A 16,730-nucleotide genomic window follows, 5' to 3' on the forward strand; every position below is an offset into this window, starting at 1 on the left:
CACAGGTCCGGCCCATCGGGGCCCCCGCCCAACCGCCCAACTGCACGCCCGGCCGCCGGGCGACCTCCCGCGCGCCCTCGCAGCAGTCGCCCCGCCCGGTCCCGGTGTCCCCTACAGCGCCTGCCCCGCCGGTTTCACCATGTTGCGGACCGTCCGCGCCTTCACGAACTCGCCCATCGCGGTCATCTCCCACTCGCCCGTGAACTGCTTGATCAGCTTGGCCATCATCACCCCGGTCTGCGCCTCCGCGTTGGTGAGGTCGAAGCGGACCAGTTCCTCGCCGCTCGCCGCGTCGATGAGGCGGCAGTACGCCTTGGCGACCTCGGTGAACTTCTGGCCGGAGAAGGAGTTGACGGTGAAGACGAGGCCGGTGACGTCCTGCGGGATGCGGCCGAGGTCGACGACGATCACCTCGTCGTCACCGCCGCCCTCGCCCGTGAGGTTGTCGCCGGAGTGCTTGATCGAGCCGCCGAGGATGGACAGCTTGCCGAAGTAGCAGCTGTCGACGTGGTTGCGCTGCGGCCCGTACGCGATGACGGACGCGTCGAGGTCGATGTCGCGGCCCCGGTAGGCCGGTTCCCAGCCGAGGCCCATCTTGACCTGGGCGAGGAGCGGCTGACCGCCCTTGACCAGGGACACCGTCTGGTTCTTCTGGAGGCTGACGCGCCCCTTGTCGAGGTTGATCTTCCCGGCGCCGGGCGGCGGCGCGGCCGGCATCGGGGGCGCGGCGGCGGGCGGCGGCGTCGAGGCGACGGCCCGCGTGGGGGCGGGCGCCACCGGCGCAGGGGCCACAGGCGCGGGCGTGGGCGTGGGCGTGGGTTCCTCGACCGTCACCCCGAAGTCCGTCGCGATGCCCGCGAGCCCGTTCGCGTACCCCTGCCCCACCGCGCGAACCTTCCACGCGCCGTTGCGGAGGTAGATCTCGACGATGACGAGGGCGGTCTCGGCGCCGAGCTGGGGCGGGGTGAAGGAGGCGATGACGGCGTTGTCGTCGGCGCCCCGGATCGTCGCCGTCGGTTCGATGCCCTGGAAGGTCTGGCCCGCCGCGTCGGGACTGGCGGTGACGACGATCTTCTCGATGCCGGGCGGGAGCGCGGCCGTGTCGACGGTGATCGCGTCGGGCGCGGAGCCGCCGCCCGAGCGGTACGTCACCCCCGGGCCGTTCGGCTGGTTGTAGAAGATGAAGTCGTCGTCCGAGCGCACCTTGCCGTCGGCGGTGAGCAGCAGGCCCGACACGTCGAGCCGCACGGGCGCGGTGACGTCCACCGTCACTCTCGCGACGGGGAGGGGGATGTTCGAGCCGGGGGTCATAGCGGTCATGCCGGGTGAACGAACGAGACCACTTTGCCGTTCCCTTACCCGCCGCCCTGTCCCGTCTTCACTCGAACGGGTGGCCCCGGGCCCGACGGCCGGGGGCCACCCTCGCTCAGGAGCGGAGCCTCAGTTCAGGCTCAGCACCGTGCCCGCGCCGTTCGCGTACTCGATCCACCCGGTGGACCGGGCGCCGGTCCCGACCCCGGACCAGGCGGCCGTCACGTTCAGCGGCGTCCCCGGCGTGGTGGTCGCCTTCGCGGGCGTCACGGACAGTGCCCCGGCGGGAACCGAACCGGCGCCGACCGCGTTCACCTGGTACGTGTACGGCGTCGTCCCCGGTGTGCTCGCCCCGGCCTCCTGGATGACGGCGACGAGGTAGGTCCCCGCCTCCGGCTTCGTCAGCACGGCGTTCGCGACGCCCTGCGCGTCGGGCAGCGCGACGGTGGTGTCGACGAGCTGTCCGTCGACGATCCGCCCGTACACGAACCCGACGACCCCGGTCGTCGCCCCGAACCGCACGGTGATCTCGGCGGCCTTGGTCCCGGCCGGCAGGGCCGGCAGGTAGTCGACCTCGTCGGCCCCGGTCAGCGTCCCGCTCTCGGGCGCGGCGGAGACCGGCCCGGTGGGCGTCGCGGTGAACGCGGAGGCGGCCGAGGTCACCTGGTAGGCGGCCTGCCCGGCGGCGCCCGTGCCGGTGACCCGCGCGGGCGCGCGGACGGCCTGCGGGGTGACGACGATCGGGCTGCGGACGGACGTACGGCCGGACGTCCAGGTCAGCGACCCGGTGTCGGCGACCCCGATGGGCGCGGAGGTGACGTCGAGCTTCACGGTGAACGTCTTGCGCTCACCCGGCCGTGTGAACCGCAGGGTGGAGGGCTTGACGGTCGCCTTGACGCCCGGCAGGTCGACGGAGGCCCGGTAGACGCCCGGCGTGACGGCGGTGACCGTACGGGTGACGGTCTGGCTGCCGACGAGGTCGCCGATGGCGATGGACGCCGAGTTCAGGTCGCTGGCGTCGATCGGCTCGGCGCCCGTGCCGGTGTCGATGCCGAGGCCCTCCAGGTAGCGCAGCCAGTCGCGTTCGGAGGAGTCGTAGACGAGGCCGGGCCGCAGCATGCCCCACGGGGAGACCTCGCCGGCGCCCTGCGCGAAGACGTCCTCGCTGGGCTTGCCCTCGGGCGTCAGGGTGGGGGTGGTGGTCGTCATCATCGCCGACTTGATGGCCATGGGCGACCACTTGGGGTGCAGCGCCAGGTAGATCGCGGCGAGCCCGGTGATGTGCGGCGCCGACATCGACGTACCGGAGTAGAAGTCGAAGTCGTGGCCCCGGTTGGACGGCGGGGCGACGGCCGCGAGGATCGTCACGCCCGGCGCGGAGATGTCCGGCTTGAGGATGTCGCCCTTGTTCTGGAGGGAGGGTCCGCGCGAGGAGAACCCGGCGACCTGCGGGTAGGCGATGTCCGCGCCGCCGGCGACGAGGGACGCCGTCGCGCCCGCGCCCGCGGCGTAGGTGCGGACGGTGGTGGAGTCCGGGATGTTGAGGTGGACCGTCGGCAGGCTGTGCGAGTCGCCGTCGGTGCTGCCCTGGGAGACGTTGACGAGGACCAGGCCGACGGCGCCGGCGCGCTTGGCCTCGGCGGACTTGGCGACCCGGTCGACGACACCCCGGTCGCAGACGACGAGTTTGCCCGCCGCCAGCGCCGGATCGAGCGTGCCGGGGGCGCAGATCGCGGCGTCGGCGGCGCTCGCGTCCGCGTTCTTCACGGCCGTCGAGCGCACCAGCGGCGCGGGGCCGACCGTACCCGTCAGCGTCGTGCTGATGCCGGTGTAGCGCTCGCCGTTGCCGAGGACGACGGTGCCCTTGTAGGGCTCGATGGTGTTCGCGGCGACGGTCGTGGTCCACGGCGCGATGTTGTCCAGCGTGCTCGCGCCGGGTCCCGAGTTGCCGGCGGAGGTGGAGATGAAGACGCCGGCCGCGGCGGCGTTGCGGAACGCGATCTGGATCGGGTCGTCCACGGGGGACTCGGAGTCGCTGCCGATCGAGTAGTTGATGACGTCGACGCCGTCGGCGGTGGCCTGGTCGATCGCGGCGACGATGTCGCTGGTCAGGCCGCCGGACTGGGTGCCGTCCTTGCTCTCCCAGAGCACCTTGTAGACGGCGATGGCGGCGCCCGGGGCGACGCCGGAGATCTTGCCGTAGGAGCGGCCGTCGATCGAGGCGGGCACGTTGGTGTTGCCGGCCGCCGTGGACGCGGTGTGCGAGCCGTGGCCGCCGCCGTCCCTCGGGGACATGTAGTCCTGGCGGTTGGCCTCGGGCACCCACTCGCGCCAGGCGTCGCCGTACTGGCGGGCGCTGATCACCTTGCGGTTGCAGTCGGCGGCCGTGAACTCCTCGCCGGTCTCGCAGGTCCCGGTGAAGGTCGCGCCGTCCGTCTTGCGCATGACGGTCGTCGTACCCCTCAGGTAGGGGCGGTACTTGTCCCAGGCCGGGGGCTTGGCCGCGGTGAGGGCGGGCGCGGCGAAGGAGGCGCTCTCGGGCCAGATGCCGGTGTCGAGGTCGCCGATGACGACGCCCTTGCCGGCGTTGGCGGTGCCGCCGAGCGCCGACCAGAGTCCCTTGCGGCCCGACAGGTGCAGGTAGTCGACGGAGTTCTTGTCGTCGGTCGCCTTGTGGACCCGGTCGGGGGTCACGGAGACGACGCCCTTGGTCGCCGCGAGCTTGAGGATCTGGGCCGGAGTCAGCTTCGCGGAGAAGGTGTTGGTGGTGACGGAGTAGTGGCGGGCGACCTTCGCGCCGACCTTCTTCGCCGCCGCGTTCTGCTCGTCGACGAGGTGGGTGCGGTAGCGGCGGGCCTCGTCGGTGGTGACGTCGACCTTCTCGCCCGCGTCCGGCTTGGTCGCGGGGATGCCGTCGACTCCGCCGTCGTAGGTGGCGATCGGCTGGTCGGTGAGGGTGACGAGATAGCGGCCGGATATGGAGGCCGGGGCATCTGCGGTGTCCGCCGCGGCGGTTGGCGCCGCGAAGGGTGCGGCGGCCAGGAGCAGGGCGGCGACGGACACGCCGACCGTTGCTGGTCTTCGGTTCATGAAGTCCCCCCAGAGACAAGGGAGGAAAGGGCCTCGCCCTTTCCATGAGTCGTACGGGAAGTCGCCAACCGCCTTGTGGCGGTTGGCGGTTCATGGTGCACAGGGTGCGGCCCGAAAGGGAATGGTGCCTGCCGAAACCCCTACCGGGGTACGACGACCACCTTGCGCCCCACGCCCTTCGCGAACTGCTCCAGCGCCTGCGGGTAGCTCTCCAGCGGCAGCCGGTCGCTGATGAACACGTCCGGGTCGAGCACCCCGCCCGCGAACAGCTCCGCCGCCCGCTCGAAGCTGTGCAGGACGGCCATCGAACCGGTGATGGTGATCTCCTGGTGGTAGACGCGGTACGGGTCGATGGTGACCCGCGTCGCGTAGTCGGCGACGCCGAACTGGAGGAACGTGCCCGCCTTGGCGACGCGCCCCAGCCCGTCCTGGATCGCCGCCGCGTTCCCGGTCGCGTCGACGACGATGTCCCAGCCCCGGGGACGGTCCAACTCGTCTGCTCCGACAGCCGACTTGGACACCCCGAGCAGCCTCGCCGTCGCCAGCCGGGCCGGGTTGACGTCGACGACGTCGACGCTCGCCGCGCCCGTCCGCTTGGCCAGCTCCAGCATCATCAGGCCCATCGTGCCCGAGCCGTAGATCAGGACGTGCGCGCCGAGGCGTGCCCTGAGCACGTCGTATCCGCGCACCGCGCAGGACAGCGGTTCCACGAGCGCCGCGTCCTGGGTGCGGATGTGGTCCGGCAGGCGTACGCAGTTGGCGGCCGGGGCGAGGGCGTAGCGGGCCGCTCCGCCGGCCGTGGTGACGCCGATGGCGGCCCAGCGTTCGCAGAGGTTGTTGTGGCCGGTGCGGCAGTAGGCGCACTCGTGGCAGTACAGGGAGGGGTCGACGGCGACCCGGTCGCCGATCGCCAACTCGGTGACCTGGGAGCCGAGTCCGACGATCTCGCCCGCGAACTCGTGGCCCGGCACGATCGGCAGGCTGGGGGCGAACTCGCCCTGGAGGATGTGCAGATCGGTGCCGCACAGGCCGCAGGCGGCGACCTCTACGACGACCTCGCGGGGGCCCGGTGTCGGGTCCGGGACCTCGGTGACGACGGCGCGGCCCACGGACTCGATGACGGCGGCCTTCATATCAGGTCTCCCAACTCCGTTGTACGAGCGTTCACTTGACGGCCCCCAGCGACAGCCCCTGGACGAGCTTGTCCTGCGCCGCGAACCCCGCCGCCAGCACCGGCAGCGAGACGACGAGGGACGCGGCGCACACCTTCGCGAGGAACAGCCCCTGGCTGGTGATGAACCCGGTGAGGAAGACGGGCGCGGTCTCGGCGACGACCCCGGTCAGCACCCGGGCGAACAGCAGCTCGTTCCAGCTGAAGATGAAGCAGATCAAGGCGGTTGCCGCGATCCCGGGCAGCGCGATCGGCGCGACGACCCGCAGCAGCACGGTCGGCAGCCGCGCCCCGTCGACCCGCGCGGCCTCGATCACCGCGGCCGGCACCTCGGACAGGAAGGACTGCATCATCCACACGGCGATCGGCAGGTTCATGGACGTGTGGAGCAGGACCAGCAGCCAGATGTTGTCGAGGAGTCCGGCGTTCTTCGCGAACAGGTAGATCGGCAGCAGCCCGGCGACGACGGGCAGCATCTTCGTCGACAGGAAGAAGAACAGCACGTCGGTCCACTTCCGCACCCGCCGGATGGACAGCGCGTACGCGGCCGGCAGTGCGAGCAGCAGCACCAGCAGCGTCGAACTCACCGACGCCACCGCCGAGTTGATCAGCGACGGCCAGGGGCTCGCCCCGCCGCCGACGCCGAAGAAGTCCCGGTAGCCGTCGAGCGTCAACGCGGCCGTGAAAGAAGGCGGGTTGGTCGCCGCGTCGCTCTCGGAGTGGAACGACGTCAGCGCCATCCACGCGACCGGCAGGAAGAACACGATCCCCAGGAACCAGGCCAGCAGCCCGAGTCCCTTGCTGCGTACGGCGTTCACGCGCGCGACACCTCCTCGCGGAACAGGGACGACACCACGCGCAGCGCGAGCGTGGCGATGACGAGCGAGCCGATGACGACGAGGACGCCGGCGGCCGAGGCGAGCCCGTTCTCGTGGGCCTGGTAGAAGCTCTGGTACACGGTGTAGGGGAGGTTGGCGGTGCCGAGGCCGCCGGAGGTGATGGTGAAGACGGCGTCGAAGTTCTGCACGATGTAGATCGAGCCGAGCAGCGCGCCGAGTTCGAGGTAGCGGCGCAGGTGCGGCAGCGTGAGGTGCCGGAACACCTGCCAGTCCCCGGCGCCGTCGACGCGGGCGGCCTCGATCTGCTCGCGGTCGCGGCTCTGGAGCCCGGCGAGCAGGATCAGCATCATGAACGGCGTCCACTGCCACACGAGCGCGGCCTCGACGGCGAGCAGCGGGGTGTTCGAGATCCAGTCGGGCTGCGGTCCGCCGACGTAGTGCAACAGGCCGTTCAGCAGGCCGTATTCGGGGTTGTAGAGGACGTGCTTCCACAGCAGCGCGGCGGCCACCGGCACGACCAGGAACGGCGCGATGAGCAGGGTGCGGACGATGCCCCGGCCCCTGAAGCGGCGGTCGAGCAGCAGGGCCAGCGCGAGGCCGATCAGGAGGCTGGCGATCACGACGGCCGCTGTCAGCAGGACGGTCGTCCACACGGAGCGGCGCAGGTCCGGATCGGTGAGTACCTGCTGGTAGTTGTCGAGGCCGGTGAAGCGGCGGGCGTCGGGGTAGAGGGCGTTCCAGTCGAAGAAGGAGATCACCACGGTTGCCACGAACGGCAGTTGGGTGACGACGATCATGAAGACCAGGGCGGGCAGCAGCGGGGCGCGGGTGGCCCAGGCGCGCAGGCGTGGGGCAACTCCGGTCGGCCGTACGGCGATTGCGGTCATCGTCCCTCGTACTCCTCGGAGACCTGCTCGGCGAGCCGCTGGGCCTTGCGCAGCGCCGAGTCGACGGACTGGCGGCCCGCGATGGCCGCGCTGATCTCCTGCGAGACCTTGGTGCCCAGGTCGGTGAATTCGGGGATGCCGACGAACTGGATGCCGGGCGCGGGGCGTTGCTGGACGCCGGGGTCGTTCGGGCGGGCCGCCTCGATGGCCGCGCGGGTCATCTCCTGGAAGGCGGCGGCGGATTGCCGGTACTGGGGGTAGGTGTACGTCGAACCGCGTTTGCCCGCCGGGACGTTGGCCCAGCCGATCTGTTCGCCGACCAGTCGCTCGTACTGCTTGCCGGAGGCCCAGGAGATGAACTTCCAGGCCCTGTCGGCGTTGTGGGACGCCTTCTCCATGCCCCAGGCCCAGGTGTAGAGCCAGCCGGAGGCGTCGGTCTTCTCGACGGGGGCGGGGGTGTAGCCGATCTTCCCCTTCACCGGGGAGCCGTCGGCCTCCAGGGAGCCGGCCGCCGAGGTGGCGTCGTACCACATGGCGGTCTTGCCCTGGGTCATGTTGTTGAGGCACTCGGCGAAGCCGGACTGGGCGGCGCCGGACTCGCCGTGGTCGCGGACGAGGCCGACGTAGAACGAGACGGCCCGCCGCCACTGCGGGGAGTCGAGGCGGGCTTTCCAGTCCTTGTCGAACCAGGTGCCGCCGAAGGTGTTGACGACGGTCGTGAGGGGGGCCATGACCTCGCCCCAGCCGGGGAGGCCGCGCAGGCAGATGCCCTTCATGCCGGGTTGTGCGCCGTCGAGCCGCGCGGCGAGGGCGGCGACCTGGGTCCAGGTGGGGCGGGCGGGCATCGTGAGGCCGTGGGCGGCGAGGACGTCCTTGCGGTACATCAGGAACGAGGACTCGCCGTAGAAGGGCTGCCCGTAGAGCTTTCCGTCGTCGCCGGTGAGGGACTCGCGCATGGGGGCGAGGACGTCCTGCTCGTCGTACGCGGGGTCGTTCGCGAGGTAGGTGTCCATGGGGTGGAGCCAGCCGTTGCGGGCGTAGATGGGGATCTCGTAGTTGGAGAGGGTGGCCACGTCGTACTGGCCGGCCTGGTTGGCGAAGTCCTGGCTGATCTTGTCGCGGACGTCGTTCTCGGGCAGGACGGTGAAGTTGACCTTGATGCCGGTCCGCTTCGTGAAGTGGTCGGGGGTGAGTTTCTGGAGTTCGGTCATCTGGGGGTTGTTGACCATCAGGACGTTGATGGAGTCGCCGCCGGAACCGGAGCCGCCGGCGCCGGTCCAGCAGCCGGAGAGGAGGAGAGTGAGGGCGGACAGCAGACGCGGGACGCGCATGGGACGCTCCCTACTGAGTTGATTGCTCACAGTGAACTGAGTTGGTTTTTCAAACTCTCAAGACCTGCGGCCCCATCAGCGAGTACCGATGCGCCTCGCCCGCCGACAGCGCCGTGCTCGTGACGATCGTCTCCAGCGCCCCCACCTCGGCGAACCGGCAGAAGCTCACCGCCCCGAACTTGGCGTGCACGCCGGTGAAGACGACCCTGCGCGCGGCGCGTACGGCCTGTGCCTTGACCTCGCCGACGGCCGGGTCGGGCGTGGTGAGCCCGTGCTCGCGCGTGATGCCGTTGGCGCCGAGGTAGGCGAGGTCGACGACGAACCCGGCGAGCATCTTCGTCGTCCAGTGGTCGACGGTGGCGAGCGTCCCCGCGCGCACGCGCCCGCCGAGCAGCAGCACGGAGATGTCGCCGGCCGCCGCGAGGGCGCCCGCGACGGGGAGGGAGGCGGTGACGACGGTCAGCGCGCGGTCGCGGGGCAGGGCCTCGGCGATGAGCTGCGGGGTGAAGCCCTCGTCGACGAAGACGGTCTCGGCGTCGCCGAGGAGTCCGGCAGCGGCGGCGGCGATACGGCGTTTCTCGGGAAGGTGGCTGGTGGCGCGGAACGCGAGGGTCGTCTCGAAGCCGGCGCTCTCGACGGGGTAGGCGCCGCCGTGGGTGCGCCGGACGAGGCCGTGGTCCTCCAGGGCGCGCAGGTCGCGCCGTACGGTCTCCTTGGCGACGCCCAGGTCGGCGGCGAGGGCGGTGACGTCGACGGAGCCGGTGGCGCGGGCGACGCGGACGATCTCGCGCTGACGCTCCTCTGCGGTCCTGGGATCCACGTCCACCACCTCCTGGGCGCCTCGGCGCCCGTTCGGGCGCACAGCGGCCCCTCAGGGCCCTTGACGGCCCATCAGAGGGTCGTCGGGCCCGTTCGGGCTCTCGGAGGAAGTTCTACCGGCGGGGTGGGGTGCTGAACAGGTCCGTCACACGGCCGACGCGGCCCGTTCGGGCCCGTTTCGCCGCGCGCGTGCCCGCTACGGACCTGCGCGGCAGGGGCGGTGCGGGCAGGGCCGGTGCCCGGAAGGGCTGCGGGCGGGCCCGTTCGGTGCCCGCCCGCATGATCCCGTGGGGGGTCAGTGGGGCCAGATCGGCGGGTCCGTCACGAAACCGCCGCCGAGGTACTCGTGCGCCTCGTTGCCGTCCTGGAGCTCCCCCTGCTCGGCGATCAGCTTCTCGGCGTACGGCTCGGAGTCGTCCTGCGGGTCGTAGCCCAGCGCCCGCGCGGAGGTGAGGTCCCACCACAGGCGCGTGTTCGCGGACGAGCCGTACACGACGGTGTGGCCGACGTTCTCGGCGGTCAGCGCGGCGTGCAGGAGGCGGGCGCCGTCGGCGGGGCTCATCCAGAGCGACAGCATCCGTACGGAGGTCGGTTCGGCGAAGCAGGAGCCGATGCGCACGGAGACGGTCTCCAGGCCGTGCTTGTCCCAGTAGAACTGCGCCAGGTCCTCGCCGAAGGACTTCGACAGGCCGTAGAACGTGTCGGGGCGGCGCGGCGTGTCGACCGGGACGAGCGGGTCGCCCTCGCGCGGGCGCGGGGTGTAGCCGACGGCGTGGTTCGAGGAGGCGAAGACGATCCTGCGCACGCCCTGCGCGCGGGCGGCCTCGTACAGGTTGTAGGTGCCCTCGATGTTTGCCCTGAGGATCTTCTCGAACGAGGATTCCAGGGAGATGCCCGCGAGGTGGACGATCGCGTCGACGCCCCGTACGGCTTCCGCGAGGGCGTCGCGGTCGGCGAGGTCGGCGGTGATCGCGCCGGGGTCGCCGTCGACCGGGACGAGGTCGAGGCAGCGCAGGTCGTAGCCGTACTCCGGGAGCAGGCCCCGCATCAGGGTGCCGAGGCCACCGGCGGCGCCGGTGAGCAGGACGGTGCGCGGAGCGGGCATCCTCGGGTCTCCTCATCGCGTGGACGTACAGGGCGCATGCGTGATCAATATTCACATGCTTGGACAAGCTAAGTTTCCCGCCGTCCCCCGTCAAGGGGCCACGGAGGCGGGAGATCCGCTTCCGGGAGCACCTCCGCCCGCTTGACCCGCCGCAACAGGGCTCCTTAGGGTGGCTATGTTCATAAATATGTACGCCGATCAGAAGCGTGACCGCGTTGCCGCTGCGGTCGCCCGACCGCCAGGGAGAGCCCGTGCCGACCGCCCCTCTCGCCGACCGCCTGAGCGCCCCCACCGGGCCCCTCTTCTTCCCCGTCACCGCCTACGGCCCCGACGGCTCCCTCGACCTCGACGCCTTCCGCGCGCACGTACGCGCGGGGGTCGACGCGGGCGCGGCGGCCGTCTTCGCGTGCTGCGGCACCGGTGAGTTCCACGCGCTCGACCAGGACGAGTTCGAGGCATGCGTGCGCGCGGCCGTCGAGGAGACCGCCGGGCGCGTCCCGGTCGTCGCGGGCGCGGGGTACGGGACACGGCTCGCCGTCCGGTACGCGCGCGCGGCACACGCGGCGGGCGCCGACGGGCTGCTCGTCCTGCCGCCCTACCTGGTCGTCGCCGGGCAGGAGGGGCTGCTGCGGCACTACCGCGAGGTGGCCGCCGCGACACCGCTCCCGGTGATCGTCTACCAGCGCGACAACGCCGTCTTCACCCCCGAGACGGTCGTCGAACTCGCGCGCACGGAGGGCGTCGTCGGCCTCAAGGACGGGTACGGCGACCTCGACCTGATGCAGCGCGTCGTCAGCGCCGTGCGCAGCGAGGTCCCCGGCGACTTCCTGTACTTCAACGGGCTGCCGACCGCCGAGCAGACGCAGCTCGCGTACCGCGCGCTGGGCGTCACGCTGTACTCGTCCGCCGTGTTCTGCTTCTCCCCCGAGATCGCGGGCGCGTTCCACCGCGCGCTGCGCGAGGGCGACGACGCCACCGTGAACCGGCTCCTCGACGGGTTCTTCCGGCCGTACGTCGAACTGCGCGCGCAGGGGCGCGGGTACGCCGTCTCCCTCGTCAAGGCCGCCGTGCGCATGCGCGGGCTCGCCGTCGGCGAGGTCCGGCCGCCGCTGCACGAGCCGGCCGAGGATCATGTGAAGCGGCTCGCGCAGCTGATCGAGCGCGGACACGCGCTGCTGGAGGAGGACAAGTGAAGGCGTCGACGTTCGTCTACCCCTGGGACGTCAACGGCGACCCCGGGGCCCCCGCCCGGATCGCCTCCCTCGGCGTGGAGCAGGCGACGCTGGCCGCCGCCTACCACTCGACGCGCGCCCTGACGCCCCGCCACCCCCGCCACCGCATCGTCACCGCCGAGCACGCGGCGGTCCTGTACGGCCCTGACGCGCGCTGGGAGGGCCGGACCCTCCGCCCGAACCCCGCAGGGGCCTGGGCGCCCGGAGAAGCCTTCTCGGAGGCCGCCGAGGCCCTCTCCTCGGCCGGCCTGGAGATCCACACCTGGGTCGTCCTCGCCCACAACTCCCGCCTCGGCGCCGAGCACCCGGCCACGTCCGTGGTCAACGCGTACGGCGACCGCTACCCCTGGGCGCCCTGCATCGCCCAGCCCGACACGCGCGCGTACCTGATCGACCTCGCCGCCGAGGCCGCCGTACGCCCCGGCGCCGCCGGCACCGAACTGGAGTCCCTCGGCTGGTACGGGCTCCAGCACCTGCACGCCCACGACAAGACCGGCGGCGTGCCGCTGGGCGACGCCGGGCTGTACCTGATGGCCCTGTGCTTCTGCGCCGCCTGCCGCGACGGGTACGCCGCACACGGCGCCGACCCCGACGCGCTCGCCGCCGCCGTACGCCGGGCCCTGGAGCCGCTGTGGCAGGGGGCACCGGACGACGAGGGGTGGACGGGCGTCGAGAAGCTCCTCGGCGAGACGTACACGACGGCCACGCGCGCGTGGCGCGACGAGCGGGCCCGCACGCTCCAGGAGGCCGCCGTGAACGCCGTCCGCGCCGCCGCCCCGGCCGGCTTCCAGATCCTCCTGCACGCCGACCCCGTGACCTACCACGTCGGCGCCAACCCGGGCGTCGACCCCGCCCACATCCTCTCCGTCGCCGACGGCGTCGTCGTCCCCTGCGCGGGCGGGCCGCAGCTCCTCCCCCCGTTCGCCGAGACCGGCCGGCCCGCCGTCCTCGCCGCGAACTTCGGCATCGTCTCCGCGATGGGGGGCCGCCCCGCCGACCTCACGGACGACATCGCCCGCGCGCGGGCACTGGGGGCGACGGAGATCCGGCTGTACCACGCGGGGCTCGCGTCGGACGCGGACCTGGAGGTGACTCGGGGGGCGCTGGCCGCGCGCTGAGGCGGCGCCTCAGGCTGGGGGCACTCTGAGCCCACGGGCTCGGACAAGGCGCGAGCGCTGGGGGCAGCGGGCTCGGGCCGGGGGCGGTACCGGGGGTGACGGGCTCGGGCGCCGGGTTCGGGACGCCCCCGGCCGACGGCTTCCGCTCGGCGCGGAGCACCTCAGGCCGACGCGAGCCACTCGCGATCAGCTCGGGTTGCTCCCCCGGCCCACCACCGCGCGCAGGCACCCCGCCCGTCCCAGCACCCGTCGCCCCATCCCACCGCGCACGCGGGCGCGCGGCAGAGCCCGGCTCCGCCTTCGTCTCTCACGCGCGGGCGCGCGCCAGCCTCTCCCGCCCCTACCCCGCCAGCTTCTCCTCGATCCACGCACGCGCGAAAGCCACCGCCTCCCCCGCCTCGAACAGGTGGCTCTCCGCCGCCCCGACCACCCCCCGCCGCCCGATCCCCGCCGCGAGCATGTCTCGCGCGATGACCGCGAACGGCTCCTCCCCCTCCGGCACCACCGGCGTGTAGTCGAACGCCCCCTCCTCCGAGTCGATGTCGTGGAAGCGGCGCCAGACGCGGCGGCCCTCCTCCAGGACCGGCTGCTCGTAGTCGACGTACCGCTTGCCGGGGGCGTCGGCGAGGGCCTCCGCGTGGTGGAGGAGGGTCAGGGTGTCGAGGGGGGCGCCGAGCAGCAGGACCCGGCCGCCCAGCGCGACCAGCCTCGCGAGAGGGGTGCCGGGGCCGTGGGGGTCGTTCCAGGGGTGGTCGGACATCAGGGCGTCGGCCGCCGGGCCGAGGGCCGCGAAACTGGCGTCCGGGTGGCGGCTGCGGACGGCCCCGGGCAGACGGCGCAACGCCTCCGGCAGACGGCCGTTGCCGTGATCGGCCTCGCTCGACCCGGCGTCGTACGCGGGATGTTCGGCCCGCAGGGCGTCCTGCCACTCCTGCGGCCAGGTGCCGAAGTCGTACGGCGGCGCGTCGTTCCAGCCGCAGGTCACCATGAGGGTCCCGGCCGGCCCGACGACGTCCTGGAGGGCCCCGATCACCGTCGGCGGCCCGCCCGCGACGTACCCGATGGCGGACATCCGCGTGTGGAACATGACGACGTCGCCGCTCCCGAGGCCGAGCGCGGCCAGGTCACGGCCGATCCGGCTCCGGGTGACAGGGCCGCCGGAGCGCTTGAGCAGGGCCGTCTCGTCCATGGTCACGAACCTATCGCCGGGCCGTGGCGCCGGGGCAACCGATTTCGCCCCGTACCCCTACGCCCGCATCCCCGCCACCAACACCTCCACGTACCGCCCCACTTGCCCCTCCTCCTGCCCCAACTCCGCTGCCGTGGCCACCCCGTGGGCCAGCAGCAGTACGTCGACCGTCGTCAGGTCACCCCGCAGGAACCCCGCCTCCTGGGCCCGTTCGACCAGCCGTCCCGCCGCCTCCTTCATCCGCGTCCCGCAGACACTGGCGTTCGCACCGGTCACGGCCGACCCCAACAGGGCCCGCATGCCCCGCACTTGGATCGTGACGACGCAGAGTTCGTGGAGCCACTCCGCCAGCGCCCGGCCGGGCGGCAGACCGGCGCCGAGTTCGTCGGCGCGCAGCCCGAGCGCCTCCATCCGGTCGAGGTACGCCGCCTCCAACAGGGCCTGGCGCGTGGGGAAGTGGCGGTAGAGGGTGCCGGACCCGACGCCCGCGCGCTTGGCGATGTCGTCGAGGGACGCGTGCTCCCCGTGTTCGGCGAACGCCTCGGCCGCGGCCTTCAGCAGGCGTTCGTAGTTGCGGCGGGCGTCCGCACGCATGGGCTTGACCTGCGTCATCGGGTAACTCCTCGCGCGCCGGGGCTGTCTCCACCGTATTGTGCCGAGCACGGACCGCGAACGGCCCCCGGCACACTCCACGGCACTCAGCGCCCCCCTCCCCGGCACGGCGCACGGCGTCCCCGGAACGGGAAAAGCACCCCCGGCCGCAGCCTCGACAGCCCCACCGGAAGTGCCTCCCCCGCGCGCCGAAGACCGTCACATCTTCGTCGCCCCCGCCGCCAGGTCCCGCAGGAAGTGCCGCGCCCCGATCAGGAACACGACGATCAGCGGCACCACGCTCATCAGCGCCCCGGCCATCACCAGTGAATAGTCCGCCTGGTAAAGGACGTTGAGGTTCGCGAGCGCCACCTGCAAGGTCACCTTCTCGGGGTCGATCATCACGACGAGCGGCCAGATGTACTCGTTCCACAGCCCGATGAACGTGAAGATGCCGAGGAACGCCAGCGCCGGCCGGAACATCGGCAGCGCGATCTTCCAGTACAGCCGGAAGAACCCGGCCCCGTCGATGCGTCCGGCGTCCAGCAGTTCGTCCGGCAGCGAGTTCTCCGCGTACTGCCGCATCCAGAAGATGCCGAACGCGTTGGCCGCGCCGGGCACGATGAGCGCCTTGAGCGACCCGGCCCACCCGAACTCCGCCATCGTCACGAACTGCGGCACGAGGGAGAGCTGGGCCGGGATCATGTACGTCATCAGCAGCATGCCGAACATGAACCGCTTCGCCGGGAAGTCGTACTTGGCGAAGGCGAACGCGGCGAGGGAGTCGAAGAACAGCACCAGCGCCGTCCCGACGACCGCGACGACGACCGTGTTGAACAATGACCCGAAGAAATCGACGGAGTCGACGACCCGCTTCATGTTGTCGAGGAGATGCGGCCCCGGCACCAGCTTCGGCGGATAGCGGTAGATGTCCTGCGTCGTGCCGGACGCCATCACCACCAGCCAGTAGAAGGGGAACAGCGAGACCAGCACACCCAGCAGGAGGACGACGCGCACGGCGATCCGGGTGACCCGGCTGCCGGAGCCGATCGCGAGCCCCGCGCTCTGCCTCTCGTCAGCGGCCACGGCGCGACCCCCCGTCCCGACGCCCGGACACCAGACGCCAGTTGACGATCGTGAACACCGCGATGATCGCGAACAGCACCCAGCCCATCGCGGCGCCGTACCCGAACTGGTGGTCCTTGAAAGCCTTTTCCCACAGGTACAGCACGATGGTCATCCCTTCCTGACCCGGCCCGCCCAGCGTCCCGACGTCGTCGGTCTGGAACAGCACCTGCGACTCGGTGAAGATCTGGAGCCCGTTGATGGTGGAGGTGACGGCCGCGAACAGGATCACCGGCCGCAACTGCGGTACGACGACCCGGAACAGGGTCTGCCAGCTGTTCGCGCCGTCCATCCGCGCCGCCTCGAAGTGCTCGGTCGGGATGGCCTGGATCCCGGCGAGGAAGATCAGCGCGTTGTAACCGACCCACCGCCAGATGATCATCAGTGAGATCGCCGACTTGATCCCCCACTCGGAGGACAGCCAGCCGACCCCGTCCAACCCCACCGATCTCAGGCCCGAGTTGAGGAGCCCGGTCTGCGCGAACACCGACCCGAAGACGATCGTCATCGCGACCATCGAGGTCACGTTGGGGATGAAGTACGCGACCTTGAGCGCCCCGCCGAACCGCACCTGCGAGTGCAGCAGGAACGCGAGCACCAGCGCCAGGAACAGCATCGGCACCGTCGACAGCAGCCAGATCTCGAAGGTGTTGAGCACCGAGTGCCAGAACACCGAGTCCTGGAGCAGCCATCCGTACTGCTGGAGCCCCACGAACCGCATGCTCCCGATCCCGTCCCAGTCCTGGAAGGACAGGTACAGCGAGAACACCACGGGGAACGCCCCGAAGACGGCGAACAGCACGTAGAACGGCGCGATGGCGAGCCACGGCCCGAGGTGCCGCCCGCGTCCGCCGGGCGCGGTGGACGACGTACGGCGCACCAACGGCCGTTTCCGCGCCGGGCGTTCGGCGACGGCGGCCAC

General features: G+C 71.7%; 14 protein-coding genes. 2 read left to right on the plus strand and 12 right to left on the minus strand.

What is annotated here, in order from left to right; translation table 11 throughout:
* Nucleotides 1–111: 111 nt before the first annotated feature.
* The 8 genes from PV682_RS26655 to PV682_RS26690 all read right to left on the minus strand — a co-directional run bounded on the left by PV682_RS26655 (nt 112) and on the right by PV682_RS26690 (nt 10,553).
* The gene (locus PV682_RS26655) at nt 112–1,311 is read right to left on the minus strand and encodes a TerD family protein (RefSeq protein ID WP_319734226.1); all 1,200 of its coding nucleotides are present in this window, start codon (nt 1,309–1,311) and stop codon (nt 112–114) included.
* Nucleotides 1,312–1,440: 129 nt separating this feature from the next.
* Entirely contained in the window at nt 1,441–4,401 is a 2,961-nt protein-coding gene (locus PV682_RS26660; protein WP_319734149.1) for a S8 family serine peptidase, read from the minus strand.
* 140 nt (nt 4,402–4,541) lie between these two features.
* Nucleotides 4,542–5,534, minus strand: a complete 993-nt coding sequence (locus PV682_RS26665) for a zinc-dependent alcohol dehydrogenase family protein (RefSeq protein WP_319734151.1) — start codon at nt 5,532–5,534, stop codon at nt 4,542–4,544.
* A 31-nt stretch (nt 5,535–5,565) separates the two neighbouring features.
* Nucleotides 5,566–6,390 carry a carbohydrate ABC transporter permease gene (locus PV682_RS26670; RefSeq protein ID WP_319734153.1) on the minus strand — a complete coding sequence of 275 codons (825 nt, stop codon included), beginning with the start codon at nt 6,388–6,390 and terminating at the stop codon, nt 5,566–5,568.
* Nucleotides 6,387–7,298 (minus strand): carbohydrate ABC transporter permease, encoded by a 912-nt coding sequence (locus PV682_RS26675; protein WP_319734155.1) that lies wholly within the window; start codon nt 7,296–7,298, stop codon nt 6,387–6,389. The genes PV682_RS26670 and PV682_RS26675 overlap by 4 nt, the downstream gene beginning before the upstream one ends.
* A complete protein-coding gene (locus PV682_RS26680) occupies nt 7,295–8,629 on the minus strand; it encodes an ABC transporter substrate-binding protein (RefSeq protein WP_319734157.1) in 1,335 nt (444 codons plus the stop codon). The genes PV682_RS26675 and PV682_RS26680 overlap by 4 nt, the downstream gene beginning before the upstream one ends.
* 49 nt (nt 8,630–8,678) lie before the next feature.
* Nucleotides 8,679–9,449, minus strand: coding sequence for a DeoR/GlpR family DNA-binding transcription regulator (locus tag PV682_RS26685; protein WP_319734159.1), 771 nt, complete (start codon nt 9,447–9,449; stop codon nt 8,679–8,681).
* A gap of 294 nt (nt 9,450–9,743) precedes the next feature.
* Entirely contained in the window at nt 9,744–10,553 is an 810-nt protein-coding gene (locus tag PV682_RS26690) for an NAD-dependent epimerase/dehydratase family protein (RefSeq protein ID WP_319734161.1), read from the minus strand.
* Nucleotides 10,554–10,804: 251 nt separating this feature from the next.
* Between PV682_RS26690 and PV682_RS26695 the strand changes: the two genes are divergently transcribed.
* Both PV682_RS26695 and PV682_RS26700 read left to right on the plus strand, forming a co-directional pair.
* Complete coding sequence (locus PV682_RS26695) at nt 10,805–11,746, plus strand: 5-dehydro-4-deoxyglucarate dehydratase (protein WP_319734163.1); 942 nt, start codon at nt 10,805–10,807, stop codon at nt 11,744–11,746.
* Nucleotides 11,743–12,903 carry a hypothetical protein gene (locus PV682_RS26700; protein WP_319734166.1) on the plus strand — a complete coding sequence of 387 codons (1,161 nt, stop codon included), beginning with the start codon at nt 11,743–11,745 and terminating at the stop codon, nt 12,901–12,903. Before PV682_RS26695 ends, PV682_RS26700 begins: the two co-directional genes overlap by 4 nt.
* 340 nt (nt 12,904–13,243) lie before the next feature.
* Here PV682_RS26700 and aac(3) read toward each other — a convergent pair whose 3' ends face one another.
* The 4 genes from aac(3) to PV682_RS26720 all read right to left on the minus strand — a co-directional run bounded on the left by aac(3) (nt 13,244) and on the right by PV682_RS26720 (nt 16,730).
* A complete protein-coding gene (aac(3), locus tag PV682_RS26705; protein WP_319734168.1) occupies nt 13,244–14,092 on the minus strand; it encodes an aminoglycoside 3-N-acetyltransferase in 849 nt (282 codons plus the stop codon).
* Between the two features lie 57 nt (nt 14,093–14,149).
* Complete coding sequence (locus PV682_RS26710; RefSeq protein WP_319734170.1) at nt 14,150–14,704, minus strand: TetR/AcrR family transcriptional regulator; 555 nt, start codon at nt 14,702–14,704, stop codon at nt 14,150–14,152.
* 198 nt (nt 14,705–14,902) lie between these two features.
* Entirely contained in the window at nt 14,903–15,769 is an 867-nt protein-coding gene (locus PV682_RS26715; RefSeq protein ID WP_205123673.1) for a carbohydrate ABC transporter permease, read from the minus strand.
* On the minus strand, nt 15,759–16,730 hold the full coding sequence (locus PV682_RS26720; protein WP_319734173.1) for a carbohydrate ABC transporter permease: 972 nt from the start codon (nt 16,728–16,730) through the stop codon (nt 15,759–15,761). The genes PV682_RS26715 and PV682_RS26720 overlap by 11 nt, the downstream gene beginning before the upstream one ends.

It is taken from the genome of Streptomyces niveiscabiei (genome assembly GCF_033794345.1).
Lineage (GTDB): Bacteria > Actinomycetota > Actinomycetes > Streptomycetales > Streptomycetaceae > Streptomyces > Streptomyces niveiscabiei.

Excerpts from the sequence above, each read along its gene's own strand:
- PV682_RS26655 (WP_319734226.1), bottom strand. The coding sequence starts at position 1,311 with ATGACCCCCGGCTCGAACATCCCCCTCCCCGTCGCGAGAGTGACGGTG.
- PV682_RS26660 (WP_319734149.1), bottom strand. The coding sequence starts at position 4,401 with ATGAACCGAAGACCAGCAACGGTCGGCGTGTCCGTCGCCGCCCTGCTC.
- PV682_RS26665 (WP_319734151.1), bottom strand. The coding sequence starts at position 5,534 with ATGAAGGCCGCCGTCATCGAGTCCGTGGGCCGCGCCGTCGTCACCGAG.
- PV682_RS26675 (WP_319734155.1), bottom strand. The coding sequence starts at position 7,298 with ATGACCGCAATCGCCGTACGGCCGACCGGAGTTGCCCCACGCCTGCGC.
- PV682_RS26680 (WP_319734157.1), bottom strand. The coding sequence starts at position 8,629 with ATGCGCGTCCCGCGTCTGCTGTCCGCCCTCACTCTCCTCCTCTCCGGC.
- PV682_RS26690 (WP_319734161.1), bottom strand. The coding sequence starts at position 10,553 with ATGCCCGCTCCGCGCACCGTCCTGCTCACCGGCGCCGCCGGTGGCCTC.
- PV682_RS26710 (WP_319734170.1), bottom strand. The coding sequence starts at position 14,704 with ATGACGCAGGTCAAGCCCATGCGTGCGGACGCCCGCCGCAACTACGAA.